This window comes from Paenibacillus sp. ATY16 (genome assembly GCF_003399985.2).
Classification (GTDB): Bacteria; Bacillota; Bacilli; order Paenibacillales; family Paenibacillaceae; genus Pristimantibacillus; species Pristimantibacillus glycanilyticus.
Window position 1 is genome coordinate 340,225 of record NZ_NMOK02000052.1, and the last position, 16,920, is coordinate 357,144.

Below are 16,920 nucleotides of genomic sequence, written 5' to 3' on the forward strand. Positions count from 1 at the left end.
TTAGCTGCAAAGGAGTGAAGCGCATGTTCGAGACGATCCTCGTCGATATGATTCCTGCCGGCCGAAATAATCGTCCAGGCACTCCGATTAACGGCCCTTATTTTATTACCGTGCATGATACGGCGAATCCGGGAAAAGGCGCGAATGCGCTTATGCACGCAAAATATTTGAAAGGCGAGGCTGCCGAGGCCTTGCCGGTATCCTGGCATTTTACCGTCGACGATACGCGGGTTGTCCAGCATTTGCCGATTACGGAGCATGGCTGGCATGCGGGTGACGGAAGCCGTGGAGAGGGGAACCTTAGCGCCATCGGGATTGAAATTTGCGAAAACGAGGATGGCAATCGCGCGGAAGCCGAGGCTCGTGCCTCAAGGCTGGTGGGGGATCTGCTGTATAAGCTGAAGCTTCCGATTGTAGCCGTTGTCCAGCATAACCACTGGAGCGGGAAAAACTGCCCGCATATTATACGGGCCCGGAAGAACGGTTGGGAGAACTTTCTTGACGGAGTCCGGAATCAGCTCAACGCTCACTTGGGGAAGGATGATGTACCGATGACTGAAGCGGAAAGAAAGCAGTTCGAAGCGTTGATGAACCGTGTAGCGGAGCTTGAGGCCCAGCATGACATGAAGGTTCCTTCCTGGGCAAAGCCTGCGGTAGACCGGGCTATTGAGCTGGGGCTTATCGATGCTCCCGCGGACGGAAGCTCCCGCGATTTCTTTAGACTCCTGACGATCATGTACCGCAGAGGCTTATTGAAGGATTAATAATATGCAAAATAGGTTATTTGACCGAGTAAACCCCTGGCCGGAAGCGACCAGGGGTATTGCTGTTTTAAGCCTTATGAAATTTTACGGGCATGGAGCTTGCGGCGCTTTTGCTTGAGCTTCGACGTAACCGCGGGTTTTAACTCCAACCGTTTAATGAGCTCCTCTTGCGTGAACGGCTTTTCCCTGCCCCATTGGATGACCTTGACCATGTAGGGGCTTTCGGGATTTTTCATATGGTAGAAACCGGGTAATCGCATAACCCTTGATAAGTTGGTGATCATCGGATCGGAATCGAAGCTTTGGGCTAGCGCTTTTTGAATAGGAACGAATTTGTTTATGTTTCCGTCTTGCATGATCCAATAGATGTGATAACCGTTTTTCGTTTCGACGATCATCGTATCCTTGATGCGTTCCCCGTGTTTGTTCAAGAATTGTTTTTTCAACTCGGCTACTCTTTGTCTTGTCCGCTGGGCTAAAAGCTGATATTGGCCGTTTTTATTTTGCGTGAGCGTAATGGATTGAAGCTGTTCCGAAGGGTCGGAGAGAATAGCGTCGATCCTTTGCTGGATTTGTTCCTTAGTTTTGCAGCGCGCTGAAATTTTGTTTAAGTCTACATCGATGAACTGTGCCCTGATGGCGTTAAACGGGCTGTCCTTCGCCGATTCCCGGCCGTTTATCTCCACAAATACGGCATAGCCTTTCTTGTTAAGCCACAATACGTTTACTAGTTTGTTTCTCCTTGAAAAGAGCTTGATTCGGGGGGCCAGCTTTTCCAGGGATCGAAAAGGTTTGCGCAAGGTTATTGCGGGTAGCTCGGTAGCAAAGCTATAACCCCGGTTTTTGCCCTTGGAGTCGGAGACCAATAAGAAATGCAATTGATCATTCGGCTTGCAGCCGAGTTTTTCAAGAAACCGGTATGCGTGACCGGAATATAGCTGAACGGGTGCGGAACCTTTCGCCCGGCGTTGCGTCATTCAACACATCTCCTTGTAAGCTCTCGTAACCTGGGAGGTTCGTATCTAAACAATCATATTCCCATAAGAGGCTATTCGTGTGGATAGGCCATACCCATTTTTGAGCTCTTAAAAATAAAAGCCGCCGTAGAATCAGGCGGCTTACATTATCCCTTTTCAAGAACCGGGTGTGAGCGCGGAGAGAGAGCTTGAGGCTGAGGAGCGTGAGCGTCCGCCTTTGTTTTTGAATCTCGACACCTACAATCAAATTCAGGAGATTCAAAAACAACAGCGGCCGAAGGCGCAAGCTCTCGCGTAGTGTCAGCGCAATCGCTTGCGCCTAGCCCAAGCTTTCTCGCAGTGAGACCTTAAAAAGAAAAGCCGCCGTGGAATGAGGTGGCTTATAATTATCCCTTTTCAAGAACCGGGTGAGAGCGCGGAGAGAGAGCTTGAGGCTGAGGAGCGTGAGCGTCCGCCTTTGTTTTTGAATCTCAACCACTACAGTCAAATTCAGGAGATTCAAAAACAACAGCGGCCGAAGACCAAGCTTTCTCGCAGTGCGACCCTACGGTTAAATACGGTTCAACCACAGTCAAGCTATACTCCAAGTCACAGTTCACCCTAAATCAGAAGCACAAGAGAAGCCACAGCCTCTCTCCGCGCCACCACCCGGTTCGCCCTTCACAACAATCACAGTTAAATGAGAGCCATTATTGGCTCATTAGAATCAAGCGCTTTCACAATGGCCCGTGCTAGAATGGAGAAAGAGATTCCTTATTTCATCAAGCATGGAGAGGGTGTAATCATGGTACGTATTGGTATCGTTGGATTAGGAAACATGGGAACGGGGCATGCCCGTTATTTGATTACAGGCGGCGTTAAAGGCGCAGAATTGACAGCAGTATCCGACGTTCGTCCGGAGCGTCTGGCGGAGGTGAAAGCAGAGTGGGGCGAGCATATTCAAGGGTTTTTGAGCCCGCAGGAAATGTTCGAATCGGGCACGGTTGACGGCGTAATTATCTGTACGCCGCATTACGATCACCCGGAGCAGGCAATCGCTGCTTTAAACGCAGGACTTCATGTATTGATTGAAAAACCAGCGGGCGTCTATACTCGTACCGTACGGGAGATGAACGAAGCTGCCGCGAAGAGCGATAAAGTATTCGGCATCATGTACAACCAGCGCACGAATCCGTTGTACGCGAAGCTGAGAGAGCTTATTGCTTCCGGCGAGCTGGGCGAGATTCGCCGCACGAACTGGATTATTACGGACTGGTACCGTTCGCAAAGCTACTATAATTCCGGCGGCTGGCGCGCGACTTGGGCCGGCGAAGGCGGCGGCGTTCTGATTAACCAGGATCCGCATCAGCTGGACCTGTGGCAGTGGACAACGGGCCTTATGCCCAAACGAGTCCGCGCATTTTGCCAGTTCGGCAAGCACCGCGACATCGAAGTCGAGAACGACGTTACGGCTTATGTCGAATACGAGAACGGCGCTACGGGCGTATTCGTAACTTCGACATTTGAATCGCCGGGTACGAACCGTTTTGAGATTTCGGGCGACCGCGGCAAAATCGTGATCGAAGACAACAAGCTGACCTTCCATCGCCTGCGCGTATCGGAATCCGAATTCAACGAGACTTACACAGGCGGCTTTGGCCAGCCGGAATGCTGGAAATTCGAAATTCCGATTACCGGCAGCGGCGGCAGCCATCAGGAAATTACGCAAAACTGGGCGGATGCCATCAATAAGGGAACTGCTCTTATCGCGCCTGGCGAAGAAGGCATCAAAGGCCTGATGATCTCGAACGCGATGCTGCTATCCACTTGGACGGATAATTGGGTTGACCTGCCGATTGACGAGGATCTGTTCTATGACAAGCTTCAGGAGCAAATCGCCAAATCCGATTCGAAGAAAAACGCGAACGAATACCATACGCTGGATGTTACCGGCACGCACTAATCAGGAGGCCTAACAATGTCGAAAGCTAACGGAATGAATTACGCGCCGCAAGGAAAGCCGCGTCCAGTCGTATCGCAAGGCGAGTTTATCTTTGCCGCGATGTCACTTGACCATGGACACATATACGGAATGTGCAACGGCCTCCGCGAAGCGGGCGGCACTTTGAAATGGGTGTATGATCCCGATCCGGCGAAGGTGGAAGTATTCTGCCGCGCGTATCCGGAAGTACAAATTGCCCTTTCGCAGGAGCAAATCCTACAGGATCAGGAAGTGCAGCTGGTTGCGGCGGCAGCCGTAACGAACGAGCGCGGGCCGCTTGGCGTGAAGGTTATGCAGCATGGCAAGCATTATTTTACCGACAAGGCTCCGTTCACGACGCTGGATCAATTGGCCGATGCCAAGAAGACCGCTTCCGAGACGGGCAAAAAATATTCGGTTTATTACAGCGAGCGCCTTCACGTGGAAAGCGCGGAATTCGCGGGGCAGCTTATTAAAGACGGCGCGATTGGCCGCGTTCTGCAGGTGATCGGCTTAGGGCCGCACCGCCTTAACGCGCATATGCGCCCGGAGTGGTTTTTCCAAAAGGAAAAATACGGCGGCATCCTTTGCGATATCGGCAGCCATCAGATCGAACAGTTCCTGTATTACACTGGCGCTAAGGATGCTAAAGTACAAAGCAGCAAGGTAGCTAACTATAATAACAAGCAGTATCCGGAGCTTGAGGATTACGGGGATGCTACTCTTATCGGCGATAACGGGGCAACCAACTACTTCCGCGTGGACTGGTTCACGCCGGACGGCTTGTCTACTTGGGGAGACGGCAGAACGATGATTCTCGGCACAAACGGATACATCGAGCTCCGCAAATACGTGGATATCGCAAGAAGCAATACGGGCGATCATCTATTCCTCGTGAACGGCGAAGGCGAGCATAAAATCGAAGTGAAGGATCAAGTCGGCTTCCCTTACTTTGGCGCACTCATCCTGGATATCTTGAACGGCACGGATCTCGCGATGCCGCAGGAGCATACCTTTAAGGCGGCCGAGCTATGCCTCGAAGCGCAGAGACAAGCAGTTAAAGTCGAATAGAACAACTAAAAGCGAAAGAAGGATTCCGATATGAAGCTGTCCATCTTTACAGTAGCAACGCCGGAGTTATCTCCCGAGGAACTGGTACGCGTAGCAAGCGAGGCCGGCATCGACGGCATTGAATGGCGTTACAAGGAAGCTCCCGAGAATGCGTCCGAGCAAAAGCCGTCCTTCTGGGGCAATAACCTTTGCACGCTGCTTCCTTCCGGCGGCGAAGAAATGGCGGATCAATTCCGCGAAGCCGCGGCTGCGCATGGCTTAAGCTCGATCAGCGTAACGCCTTATTTGACGGCAGGCGATCTGGAGGCAACGGAGGATGTACTCCGTAAAGCAAAGCGTGTAGGGGCGCAATTTATCCGCCTTGGCGTTCCGGGTTACGATCGTTCCCGTCCATTCGGCGAGCTGTTCGCCTTGGCGCGTCAATATTTGAAGGATGCGGAAGGCTTATGCCGCCAATACGGCATTAAAGGTCTTGTAGAAACTCACCATCAGACAATCGCGCCAAGCGCATCGGCCGCTTACCGCCTTGTCGAAGGCCTTGATCCATCCTTTATCGGCGTATTGTACGATCCGGGCAATATGGTGCATGAAGGATTTGAGAACTACCGGATGGGAATGGAGATTCTTGGTCCTTACCTCGCCCATGTCCATGTGAAGAACGCTGCCTTCGCAACGGACGGGACGGCCGAAGACGGAAGCGTGAAGTGGAAGTCGGAATGGAGCGGCGTCAAGGAAGGTATTGTGCCTTGGAAGCAGGTTATTGCCGACTTGAAAGCGGTAGGTTACGACGGTTATCTCGGCGTTGAGGATTTCAGCGGTCAATTCCCTGAGACTCAGCAAATGTTGAAGCATTTTGTTCAATATATGCGTGAGCTGCTGCAAGCCGAGGGTTAACATGCTGGATTTGCATTACTGGTCAGACCAGCCGATCGAGCCGTTTTTTCACTCCCACATGCATTACGAGGTTTATTACTTCCATAGCGGCAAATGCAACTATCTGATCGGCGACCAGATTTACGAGCTTGCTCCGGGTGATTTAATCCTGATGTACGGCATGACGCTGCATTGCGCCAAGGCGGATCCATCGGTAGAATACATCCGTTCAATCATCCATTTCGAGCCGACCTCGCTGCAGCCTTATCTCGAATTGCCGCATGCCCGCAACATTCTTCAGCCGTTTCAGCAGCTGAACAATTACCGGCTGCGGCTTCGGGGAGAGGATAAAGCGGAGGTTGAACGGATTCTGGCCAAAATGAACGATTACCAAAAACGCGGCGATGCGGTTGGCGACAACCGGTTCCGGCTTGCGTTTGTGGATCTTCTCTATATGATCCTTGATCATTGCGAGCAGCCGCTTCTAAACCGCAACAGGCAGGAATACAGCTCCGAGAAGGAAGCGACGGTGCAGCGCATTATTTCGGTGCTGGAGGAGAACTATACCGAGGACTTGAATATGGAGCTTCTAGAGGAGCGGCTGCATTTAAGCAAGTCGTATCTTTCCAAGCTGTTCAAAGAAGTGACCGGCGTCACGATCTTTCATTATATTTATACAAGAAGGATCAATGAGGCGAAAATCCTGTTTCTGATGCAGCCGGAGCTGTCGGTTACGGAGGTATGCTTCCGGCTTGGGTTCAAGCATCTGGCTCATTTCAGCAGACTGTTCAAGCAATATGCCGGCATGCCCCCGGAGCAGTTCCGCAAGCGCGAGCAAGTGCAGGTTTAAATAATACGGATTTGGAACCTTGATAAATCAAGGTTCTTTTTCGTTTGTCCTTATTATTAATGAACTATTATTTCCGATGTCCATAAAACTTCTCCTGATATCCATATCAAATACACATGTTGGACACAGGAACCTTTTATACTTCAACTTGCAGGAACATTAATAAAGGGGTAATGCCCCTCTATGAAAGGGATGTTATACATGAAATTCAAACAACAAAAAAGACTCGGTCTAGCCCTTGCTGCAGCTTTACTCGTTTCCCCGATCTCCCTATCTCTGCCAGCGGGTCAAGCGAAAGCGGCTGCGGCCAACGCAAAATTCAGCATCACAAATCAGTCTTTTAGCATTGAGGGAGTTAAGAGCAGCATCGGTACCATCAATAGCAACGGCTCCACTTTTATTGCATTGCGAAACTTAAATACGGCGTTGGGACTAGGAACAAATTTCGATAAAACGACTCAATCGGTTACTGTTACCGGACATAGCCGGAACATGAAGCTGGATCTAAAAAACAAAACCGTGACGTTAAACGGTCAACTCATTAATGGCCAGCAAGTGATTGTACAGGATAATACGACATATCTTCCACTGCGCTTCTTGTTAGAACGCATGGGCTATGAAGTGACGTACACCTCAGCTTCCAAGCAAATCGGCATTAAAGCCATTGCCGAGAATAAGTTGACGATCCAAGCTCACTCGTTAAGCGATAATAGCGGCGGCAAGAAGCGATTCGTTTATTACCCTGTGATCTCCGGCATGGGAAATACGGAAGTACAGACCAAAATCAATGCGCTGTTGAAGCAAGAGGCTGAGAAGACCATATCCTTAGCGAGCCAGCATAACGAATATGATGTTATCGGCAACAGCAATCTTAAGGGAGAATTCGAAGTTACGTATAACGAGAAAGGAAAGCTAAGTCTTTACACGTATTACGGCATCGATTCAGGCGGAGCGCATGACCTCCATAATCTCGTCCCTCATACGTTTGATCTGAACACGGGCAAGGAGCTTTCCTTGAAGGACGTGACGGAAGGTAAGGCAAACTATGTGACGATCATTAACGATCAGATAAAAAAACAAATCAAAGACCGTAAGCTTGACGTGATCACGCCTTTTGAAACGATTGGGGCAAATCGTGACTTTTACTTAACTCATAACGGAGTGGTCATTTACTTCACCGAAGGCGAGTTAATGGGGGCTGCACAGGGCTTTCCTAGGTTCGTTATTCCTTTCTCGGCATTTAAGTAGTGGACAAGAATGATGCAAAAAGCGCCCTCCTTCAGCAGGAGATGGCGCTTTTGCGTGCTTAGATAAACTGCCTTACATCGTTGTTGCGGCTGAAACGGTATATGGCGACCAGTGTGAACACGGCAGCGAAGGCAACGAGAATGGCCAAGTTGAGCCCGAGACTTCCGAGTGATCGACCATCTTGTAGCTTCGTAATCGTGTCGAGAAGCCAGTGTTGCGGGAGAAAACTCGAGATTTTCTGAACGGTATCCGGCATAATCTCGGATGGGAAGAAGCAGCCGGAAAGCAGGCAGGTCGGCGTAATGATCAGTGTCACCAAGGCGCCGGCGCTTCTGCTGTTTTTCGAGAACGCGGTGAGCAGAAGGGCGAGACCGATGGCGACGAGCGAGAACAGGAGTAGTGTACCAAGCAAATCTCCGAAAGGAACACCGGAGTTAATGCCGAAGGCATACGTCATGAGCAACAACGTAACGATGATCTGCAGCAACTGGATGATGAAGGCAACCAGCACGTTTGCGAGCACGAATCCCCGGGCCGACAGCGGCGATGAGAGCAGGCGGAGGAAGGTGCGATCTTCTCTCTCTTTAAGAATAAGTGCGCTCATGTTGACAGCGGATAAGAGGAGGAACATCAGCAGGAAGCCGATCGATTGATACGTCATGTCCTTAAACTTCGCTGTATCTTTAAGCGACTCGGAGTCGAACTTGAAGCTGGACTTTTTGTAATCCGCATAGATGGCGTCGAACGCATCCGCGTCGTTCTTCGTCGCTTGACCGATCGCGGCGACGTTGCCGAGGTAGCTATCAAGCAGTGCCTTCACGTAAGAGGTCACTTCCGCGCCTTTGGCGGAGACGAGGCGCAGATGGGCTGGCTGACCGTCCCGGACACTGTCCGCGAATCCCTCCTCGAAGATAAGGCCGCTATCCAGCTTGCCGGAGGCGATGTCCTTGTTCATGGACACTTGGTCCGTCATCGTGATCTTCACGTTGTTCAGCCCTTCTACGAAATGAATCGCATCCTGAGTCAATGTATTGTCGCCGTCCTGGTTGAGGACACCGACGTGCAGGTTGCCGTCGCTGGAGCTTCCGTAGATTAGCATGGAGAACAGGATGGCAGCGATCGGCAGCCCGAAGTGGACGATCCAGCTAGATTTCTTGCGGAAGGTCGAGCGGAGCAGCCTGCGAGCAATCCAAAGAATGTTATTCATATCAGAACGCCTCCCGTTTGCGCATCGCAATGGCGACGAATGTGAGGAACGCTGCTGCTATCGCGGTATTAAGCCCGATAACCGGGAACACGGCATGCAAGTCGTCGTTATAGATCAAGTTCATCAACGCTTCATTCGCCCAGCGAAGAGGTGAGATGTTCGTGATTCCGCCGAAGACGCCGGATGCCTCGTCTACAGGGGAGTAGGCGCCGCCGAGTATGGATGACACTTGAACGAAGATCATTATGACGGGGTTGACCGCATCGTCTTTGAATAGGGAGGCGATGCCAAGGCCGAAGCTGACTGCCAGCAGAACTTCGGTAAACAGAAGGAGGAACACGGAGCCGAGATGATTGCCCCAGTTCGCATTGAACACATATTTGCTGAACAGGACGACCGCGAGAATGCATAGGAAGTTGATGATGGTGCTAGCGATCACCTTACCCGCGAAGATCTCCAGCTTCCCGACGGGGGCCGCAGCTAGTCGAAGCGCCGTCTTCCGCTTCACTTCGCCGCGAATGAGCGAGCTAGCCGACATGCAGGCATAGAAGGCGACCATCGTCGATTCCGCGATCGCGTAATAATCGATGGAGCCCGGTTTACGGTCTGGGTCGAGCGAGGACTCCTGGACGAACGAATCGGCCGATGTCGATTCCGCGATGATGGCTTGCGCCGCTTCGGGATCGTTTTTTACGGCTGCTGCGGCCAAGCTGTACTTGTCGGCGAACGAGGTTAGCATGCCTTGGATGATATTGCTCGAAATCGTCTCACGGCTGCTTCCGTAGAAGTGAATGCCATTGTCGTCGATCTCCGCGTAGGCCGTAAATTGATTATCCTGAACGGCTTCCTTGCCATTGATGCCGTTCGCGGCTGGCGTCAACTCGACGCCTTCTTTGCCGATCTCTTGAGCAAAGCCGTTCCAATAGCTTTGCAGCTGCTGGCTTTGAGCGGTATTTTTAACAAGCAGCTTCATATTTCCGACTTCGATTCCGTTATGGAAGGCGTTCGTGAGCGCCGTTCCGAGGATCAGTATAAGCACGATCGGAAAGGCAAGCATAAAGACCAGCGTGCGCTTATCCCGCAAGTCCTTCTTGATCTCGAATAACGCTATGTTCAGCACGTTCAAGTTCTTCGTCCTCCTTTAGTCGCGCAGGTTCCGGCCGGTTAAGGTCAGGAACACCGTCTCCAGATTTGGGGCTTGCTCTTCGATCGAACTAATCTCGACTTGATCCCGAATTAACAGTTGGATAACCCAGTTGAGATTGTTAATTTCGCCTCGTGATACGATCTTGACCGTCTGTTCTTCCAACCGAACGGAATTGACGCCGGAGATTTGCTTCAGTGCGTCCAGGTCAAGACGCTCGGCGTTCTTCACGCCGATCCAAGTCTCCTTCGTATCGGTGATGATTGACTTGAGCTGCTCCTTCGTGCCCTCCGCGATGATCTTGCCGTGGTCGACGATCGCGATTCGGGTGCAGATCTCTTCGACCTCTTCCATATAGTGGCTCGTATAGATGACCGAGCAGCCCATTTGATTCAGCTTCCTGACCGAGTTCAGAATATAGTTGCGCGACTGAGGATCGATACCTACGGTCGGTTCGTCCATGATGATCAGCTTCGGGCGGTGGGCGATGGCGCAGGCGATGTTGAGGCGCCGTTTCATCCCCCCGGAGAAACTCTTCGGCAGAGCCTTGTGCTTATCGCCGAGTCCGACGAACTCCAGCGCCTCCTCCGTGCGTTCCTTAAGAAGTGCGCCGCGGAGACCGTACAATCCGGCGAAGAAGCTTACATTCTCGTAGGCGGTCATCTCTTCGTAGATCGCGAGATCCTGCGGAACGATGCCGATGTTCATTTTGGTGAATTTGTTATCCTTTACGATGTCTCTGCCGAGAAGCTTGATCTCGCCCTTCGTGATCCGCAGCAGAGAGGAGATCATGTTGATCGTTGTGCTCTTGCCTGCGCCGTTCGCACCGAGGAAGCCAAAGATTTCGCCTTCGTGAACGCTGAGATTCATGTTATCGACGGCGATGAAGTCGCCGAATGTTTTGGTCAAGTTGCGGATTTCCAATACGTTCATCCGTATCACTCCGTTTTCGGTAATGTTTATGGCTTTATTTTAATAAAAAAGGATGACCTCATGTCAGTGCATAAGTTCATCCTTTGTATATGAGAAATCTCATGTTTAAAGCGTGAGTTCTTTCATCCGCCTTTCTGGAAGGGCAGGAGAGTGGTCACGCGGAAGCCCTTTGTGCCGTCGACAATGACGGTCCCTCCCGCGGACGCGGCTCTCTCCTCCATGCCAACGATGCCCAATCCTTTGACGATTTTCTCAGCACCCTTGCCGTTGTCGGCGATGACGGACTGGATCATGCGGTTCAGCACGCGAATTTCGAATTCGATGGCGGTGGCCTCTCCATACTTCAGCGAATTGGTTACCGCTTCCGTCGCGTTTTCATGGATAATCTTCCATTGCAGTGGCGTGACCAAATCCAGATCTCCCTCATGCGTGACGGTGGCGTTCACCGAGTGATTGGCGGACAACTCGTCCGCAAACAGCCTAAGCCGGTGGATGCCAAGCTCTTCCGACCGGGGCTTCATGTCTTTAAGCGTAAGGCGGATCCGCTCCAGCCCTTCCTTGGAGATAGTAATCGCGTTGCCAAGAAGCTCGGATGCCTTATCCGGATTCGTACCGAACAGGCGCCTGGAAGCTTCCATCTGAATGAGGGCACCCGCCATCGCATGGCCGACTTCGTCGTGTATCTGCTGCGACAGCCGATTGCGCTCTTCCAGCTTACTTGTATACCGGGATTGGCGAATATACTCCTTATTCATACTAAGGGACTGCTTCAAATGCTGCAGATCGAGGCGAAGCGTTTCTCTCTCCCCGCCGATCTTCTCGAGCTTCTCCGTATGAACCCGCAAGCTATAGTAGAAAAGAAGGCTTAAGGAAGCTGCGAGAAGATAAATCAGGCTCTCATCTTCCGGGATGAGAAACAGCGGTACAAGTCCAAGCAGCAGGGCGAATCGGTTCCTTCCCCCCGACATCAGTACAATCTCATAAAGATTGACGGGCAGCAGAAGAATAAAAACCGTATTCAGACGAAAGGCGAACACGACGACAAGTACGGCCGAAAGGGCCGATCCGAGCAATTGAAGCCGTCTTTGCTTTCTCAGAATCGGAATGGCCATGTTCACGCACAGGTAAGATAAGTAGGCTAGTATCTCCCAGGGAGATGCTCCACGCACGACCGAATACGAGACGAAGATGACGTAGACAAGCAACACGGCCTTGTTGCCGATGATCCAAAATTCCATGTTGCGTCTCCTTAATCTTCCGAGGGCTTGACTTCGCCCGTCAAATAATAGATCGCGATTTGCGTCCTGTGTTCAAGACCCGTCTTGTTCAGGATGGATGTGATGTAATTGGCTGTCGTGCCTTCGGAGATGAATAACTTTTTTGAGATTTCCTTGTTAGACAACCCTTTAGCGATCTGCGCCATGATGTCGAGCTCCCGTTCCGTGAACAAGCTGCGGTTAATCCGATCCGAAGCGGATCCGGCAGCATGATTGTTATGTGCTTCGCGGGTTGCCGGAGGATTCGCTTGCGTGCCCGTCAACAGATTGGATTTGATCTTGTTCAGAACGGCGTCCTGGAGAACGTGATGATCATTGTAAACACTCTTTATGGCGTCCCGGATTTTCTCGGGATCGTTATTCTTGAGGAGGTACCCTCTGGCGCCCGACCTCACCGCTTCGAGAATGTATTCATCGTCATCGAATGTTGTAAGGATAAGCGGCCTGGCATTCGTCTGTTCGGTCAGGAGACGTGTTGCCTCGACGCCGTTCATATTCGGCATTCGCACGTCGAGAAGAGCGACATCCACTTCGTGTGAGCGGCAATAATCGACTGCCTCCGCTCCGTCTCCAACGGTGGCCACAACCTCGAACTCGTCAAACGTAGTGAGGATAATCTTCATTCCTTCACGGATAAACGAATTATCGTCCGCGATCAGCACTTTTATTTTCAACAGATAAGACCTCCCTATGAACTCGCTCGCGTAGCATACATGTTGTTACAAGAATATACCAATCGGGCTCAATCCGACAATCAATGATCGATATGCTGCCCTTTTTTCAATTTGCCTCTTGCAAAAACTAATGACATTAGTTATTATAAAACTAACGATATTAGTTTATGGGCGAAGGTGGTTAATTAAAATGAGAATGACACGTCATGAACAAGTTTATCAGCTTACTTTTATGCCAAAAATGTTTCCGGTGAATTGTTATTTGGTGGAGGAAGAGAAGAGCTTGACGCTAATCGATGCCGCGATGCCGGGCAATGCCGAAGCTATTCTGAAAGCGGCAAAGCAGATCGGCAAACCGATTACGCGTATTGTTCTGACCCATGCCCATAGCGATCATATTGGAGCTTTGGATGCGCTGAGGAAGCAATTGACCGATGTGACGGTATATATTTCCGCACGTGATTCCAGACTGCTTAACGGTGACCGCTCGCTTGACGCGAATGAGCCGGAAACGCCAATTCGGGGCGGGGTGCCTAAGCCGGGCAAAATCGCAACGCGCCCGGATGTGCTTCTGCAGGATGGAGACCGCGTAGGTTCCCTGCTGGCAATAACGACGCCGGGCCATACGCCGGGCTCGATGTCCTTTCTCGACTCGCGGAGCCATGCACTGATTGCCGGAGATGCTTTTCAGGTGCGCGGTGGAATAGCGGTAAGCGGGCAGGTGCGGTGGAAGTTCCCTTTTCCCGCGATGGCGACCTGGAATAAGATCGAATCGCTCCGCAGCGCAATGAAGCTGCTGAAGCTGAAGCCATCCTTGCTGGCCGTTGGTCATGGGGATTTGATTGTTCAGCCGGAAGCGATGATGGAGTTGGCCATTCAGGATGCTTCGCGCAAGCTTGATGCCGTAATTGTTCATTAGTAAGCATTAGAAAGGGAGAATAGACCATGTCACCAAGAATAGGATTGGACCTGCCAACCATCATACAAAAGGCTGCCGAGCTGGCGGACGAGAACGGACTCGAATCCGTTACCCTCGCCTCGTTATCCCAGAAGCTTGGCATCCGTTCTCCTTCTTTATATAACCATGTGGACGGATTAAGCGGACTTAAGGAGAAGCTTGCCTTATACGGGCTCAAAAATTTGCATGACCGGCTGCTCCGCGCCGTGGCCGGAAGATCGGGCGATGATGCCGTCTTTGCCATAGGGCTAGCTTATATCGGATTCGCGAGAGAGCATCCGGGCTTGTACGAGGCAACGCTTCCGGCCCAGCAGACGGAGGACGCGGAGCTGATCAAAGTAAGCGAAGAATTGATTCAGCTCATTATTACGGTGATGGACTATGCTTATAAGATGAAGCAGGAGGATACGATCCATCTCGTCAGAGGCTTCCGAAGCTTTATGCATGGCTTCGCAACGCTGGAGAGAAGCGGAGGCTTTGGACTGCCGGTAAATCTGGACGAGAGTATTCAGGTTGTGCTTAAGGTTTATTTGGCCGGCATTCGGGAGCAATTCCGTACTTGAATCAACCTATAATCCGAATATCCGTTTACTCAAGAGGCCGGGCGATCCCCTTCCGATAATCATCGGGGGATTGTCCGGTAAATTTTTTGAACGTTTGGCTGAAATGCGAGACGTATTTGAAGCCAATCTCAAAGGCGGTTTCCGTGATGGAACGGTCCGGGTTCATCGTAAACAGCATTTTAGCCTGATTGATTCGCCGCTGATACAGGTAATGGAACAAGGTGATGCCGGTCGTTTCCTTGAAGATCTTCACCAGGTAGTGCTTATTAAGATGCATATAATCGGCGATATCGTCCAGCTCAAGATCCTCCCGGTAATGCTCCTCGATATAAGCGATCAGCTTCTGGACGTTCTGTTGCTTAATGCTGCCGGGCGCAGAGGCTTGCCCGTAACTAGGCATATGGGCGAATTCGTAAATAAGCAGCAGCAGCTCTTGGAAACAGAGGATTAACCGGTCATGCGACAGCGGATCATCGCTTTGCCGTAGCAGGCATAACCGTTCCAGCAGCGGCTCAATCCTTGCTTGCTCCTCGGCTCTCAGGGAGATCAGGCGATTCGTCTGTCTTTCGAAGGGGAGCAGCAGGGGGATCAGAAAAGGCGGCTGAAACAAGCCTGAAGCAAACGCGGGGTCAAAATGGACGACCGTCCTGCAATATTCGTAGCGGTTATCGATGGACGGATAATGAAGAGTCATCCCGTTCATCAGAATAAGGTTGCCCGGAGCCAGCTCATAGATGCTGTCGCCGATTAGAAGCTTGCATTTGCCGCTGTGAAAATAATAAATTTCATATTCCAGATGGGAATGAAAGTCGGTTGGAATCTGGGATGTATTGTACATCGCTTCAATCGGAAGCGGGTATCGCTCTAGAACGCTCATGAGATTCCTCCATGGATGAAATAGCTGTTGTTTCATTATACTGCTCGGCATTTAAATACACCAACCACATATAAATGGGCCCGAGATGAACGATAACCGGATAGAAGCGGTACGCCCCCCGGCGGTGGTACGATGTGATTAGGACGAGTTGAGGAGGAAAATCGATTATGATCAAGGAACAACTGGCCATAGAATCCGTCAGTGCGATGAAAGAAACCGTTGGGCGTCTTGCGATGACGATGCCGGTAACGGATATGCATACCCATTTATTTTCCGCCGATTTCGGCAATTTGCTGCTATGGGGAATCGATGAGCTGCTTATATATCATTATCTAATTTCGGAGTCGTTCCGCTGGGCGGATGACCGGGAGACGTATGACGCCTTCTGGGCCATGTCGAAGCGGGAGCAGGCGGATTGGATCTGGAACAAGCTCTTTATCGAGCATTCGCCGATCAGCGAAGCGGCAAACGGCTTTATTACGATATTGCACCGTCTCGGTCTTGATGTTTCCTCGCGTAATCTGAACGATTACCGCGAGGCGCTTGCCAGCCGTACGACGGCTGAGCAGGTGGACGAGGTTCTCCGGATCTCGAACGTGAAGCATGTCCTCATGACCAATGATCCGTTCGACCCGGAAGAGCGTGAAGTATGGCTGAACCGCGGCGGCAATACGGATTCCCGGTTCTCCGCTGCCCTGCGGGTAGACACCCTTCTGAATGACTGGCCTAATGCGGTCGTTCAGCTCCGCTCGCTTGGTTACGACGCATCCGAGGAGTGGACGGAGAAGACAAAGGAAGAAGTACGCCGTTTCCTGTCCGAATGGATTGTTCGCATGGACGCTTTGTATCTGGCGGTATCGATGCCGGGCGATTTCGTCTATCCGGCTGAAGATCACCGCACTCGCATGATTGACGAAGCGATGGTGCCTGTCTGCCAGAAGCATGGCATTCCGTTTGCACTCATGATTGGCGTTCGCCGCCGCGTGAATCCGGAGCTTCGTCTTGCGGGCGACATGAGCATGGATTCGGATGTTTCCGCGGTTGAAGCTTTATGCCGCAATTATCCGAAGCAAAAATTTCTTATCACGATGCTGGCCCGCAGCAATCAGCATGAGCTGACCGTGCTTGCGCGGAAGTTCCGCAATCTAATGATATTTGGCTGCTGGTGGTTCCTTCACATTGAATCGATGGTAGAGGAAATGACAAAGTTCCGTCTCGAACTGCTGGGCACTTCCGTCATCCCGCAGCACTCGGACTGCCGGGTATTTGAACAGCTGATTTACAAGTGGGAGCACTCGCGCCGCATTATCGGGCAAGTGCTGGCCTCGAAGTACGAGCGTTTGTACAACAGCGGCTGGAAGGTAACGGAGGATGAGATCAAGCGGGATCTTGACGACTTGTTCAACCGGAACTTCTGGCGCTTCCTCGGCAAGGAACAACCGGAATAGCCATGAGGAGAAGCAGGCGATGCCTGCTTCTTTTTTTGCGAATTCCAATTGTTTCACTTTGTTGCCAGTACAACATCACTGTCCGCCAAAAAAAAC

At 51.3% G+C, this 16,920-nt stretch carries 16 protein-coding genes; 9 read left to right on the top strand and 7 right to left on the bottom strand.

Annotation, left to right across the window (positions count from 1 at the left end; all coding sequences use genetic code 11):
- The first annotated feature begins 23 nt into the window (after positions 1 to 23).
- Entirely contained in the window at positions 24 to 764 is a 741-nt protein-coding gene (locus CFI03_RS27280; RefSeq protein WP_248761782.1) for a peptidoglycan recognition protein family protein, read from the top strand.
- Between the two features lie 74 nt (positions 765 to 838).
- Here CFI03_RS27280 and CFI03_RS27285 read toward each other — a convergent pair whose 3' ends face one another.
- Entirely contained in the window at positions 839 to 1,741 is a 903-nt protein-coding gene (locus tag CFI03_RS27285) for a DNA-primase RepB domain-containing protein (RefSeq protein ID WP_248761790.1), read from the bottom strand.
- Between the two features lie 784 nt (positions 1,742 to 2,525).
- Between CFI03_RS27285 and CFI03_RS27290 the strand changes: the two genes are divergently transcribed.
- The 5 genes from CFI03_RS27290 (at position 2,526) to CFI03_RS27310 (ending at position 7,743) form a co-directional block, all read left to right on the top strand.
- Positions 2,526 to 3,683 carry a Gfo/Idh/MocA family protein gene (locus CFI03_RS27290; RefSeq protein ID WP_248761793.1) on the top strand — a complete coding sequence of 386 codons (1,158 nt, stop codon included), beginning with the start codon at positions 2,526 to 2,528 and terminating at the stop codon, positions 3,681 to 3,683.
- A gap of 15 nt (positions 3,684 to 3,698) precedes the next feature.
- Positions 3,699 to 4,772 carry a Gfo/Idh/MocA family protein gene (locus CFI03_RS27295; protein WP_248761795.1) on the top strand — a complete coding sequence of 358 codons (1,074 nt, stop codon included), beginning with the start codon at positions 3,699 to 3,701 and terminating at the stop codon, positions 4,770 to 4,772.
- 30 nt (positions 4,773 to 4,802) lie between these two features.
- Positions 4,803 to 5,666, top strand: a complete 864-nt coding sequence (locus CFI03_RS27300) for a sugar phosphate isomerase/epimerase family protein (RefSeq protein ID WP_248761805.1) — start codon at positions 4,803 to 4,805, stop codon at positions 5,664 to 5,666.
- A 1-nt stretch (position 5,667) separates the two neighbouring features.
- Entirely contained in the window at positions 5,668 to 6,495 is an 828-nt protein-coding gene (locus CFI03_RS27305; protein ID WP_248761807.1) for an AraC family transcriptional regulator, read from the top strand.
- 201 nt (positions 6,496 to 6,696) lie between these two features.
- Positions 6,697 to 7,743: a stalk domain-containing protein gene (locus CFI03_RS27310; RefSeq protein WP_248761816.1), complete on the top strand. Its 1,047-nt coding sequence runs from the start codon at positions 6,697 to 6,699 to the stop codon at positions 7,741 to 7,743.
- Positions 7,744 to 7,801: 58 nt separating this feature from the next.
- On the opposite strand, the gene CFI03_RS27315 is transcribed toward CFI03_RS27310, so the two are convergent.
- The 5 genes from CFI03_RS27315 to CFI03_RS27335 all read right to left on the bottom strand — a co-directional run bounded on the left by CFI03_RS27315 (position 7,802) and on the right by CFI03_RS27335 (position 12,978).
- Positions 7,802 to 8,950, bottom strand: coding sequence for an ABC transporter permease (locus tag CFI03_RS27315; protein ID WP_248761818.1), 1,149 nt, complete (start codon positions 8,948 to 8,950; stop codon positions 7,802 to 7,804).
- 1 nt (position 8,951) lies between these two features.
- Positions 8,952 to 10,076 carry an ABC transporter permease gene (locus tag CFI03_RS27320; RefSeq protein WP_248761820.1) on the bottom strand — a complete coding sequence of 375 codons (1,125 nt, stop codon included), beginning with the start codon at positions 10,074 to 10,076 and terminating at the stop codon, positions 8,952 to 8,954.
- Between the two features lie 15 nt (positions 10,077 to 10,091).
- Positions 10,092 to 11,027, bottom strand: coding sequence for an ABC transporter ATP-binding protein (locus CFI03_RS27325; protein WP_248761822.1), 936 nt, complete (start codon positions 11,025 to 11,027; stop codon positions 10,092 to 10,094).
- 122 nt (positions 11,028 to 11,149) lie between these two features.
- A complete protein-coding gene (locus CFI03_RS27330) occupies positions 11,150 to 12,265 on the bottom strand; it encodes a sensor histidine kinase (protein WP_248761831.1) in 1,116 nt (371 codons plus the stop codon).
- A gap of 11 nt (positions 12,266 to 12,276) precedes the next feature.
- Positions 12,277 to 12,978, bottom strand: a complete 702-nt coding sequence (locus CFI03_RS27335) for a response regulator transcription factor (RefSeq protein ID WP_248761833.1) — start codon at positions 12,976 to 12,978, stop codon at positions 12,277 to 12,279.
- Positions 12,979 to 13,168: 190 nt separating this feature from the next.
- Here CFI03_RS27335 and CFI03_RS27340 point away from each other — a divergent pair, with 190 nt between their 5' ends.
- Both CFI03_RS27340 and CFI03_RS27345 read left to right on the top strand, forming a co-directional pair.
- Positions 13,169 to 13,897 (top strand): MBL fold metallo-hydrolase, encoded by a 729-nt coding sequence (locus tag CFI03_RS27340; RefSeq protein ID WP_248761843.1) that lies wholly within the window; start codon positions 13,169 to 13,171, stop codon positions 13,895 to 13,897.
- Between the two features lie 26 nt (positions 13,898 to 13,923).
- Entirely contained in the window at positions 13,924 to 14,499 is a 576-nt protein-coding gene (locus CFI03_RS27345) for a TetR/AcrR family transcriptional regulator (protein WP_127495608.1), read from the top strand.
- Between the two features lie 25 nt (positions 14,500 to 14,524).
- Here CFI03_RS27345 and CFI03_RS27350 read toward each other — a convergent pair whose 3' ends face one another.
- Positions 14,525 to 15,376 carry an AraC family transcriptional regulator gene (locus CFI03_RS27350; RefSeq protein WP_248761845.1) on the bottom strand — a complete coding sequence of 284 codons (852 nt, stop codon included), beginning with the start codon at positions 15,374 to 15,376 and terminating at the stop codon, positions 14,525 to 14,527.
- Between the two features lie 167 nt (positions 15,377 to 15,543).
- On the opposite strand from CFI03_RS27350, the gene CFI03_RS27355 reads away from it, so the two are divergent.
- Entirely contained in the window at positions 15,544 to 16,824 is a 1,281-nt protein-coding gene (locus CFI03_RS27355) for a glucuronate isomerase (RefSeq protein ID WP_248761847.1), read from the top strand.
- Positions 16,825 to 16,920: the final 96 nt, after the last annotated feature.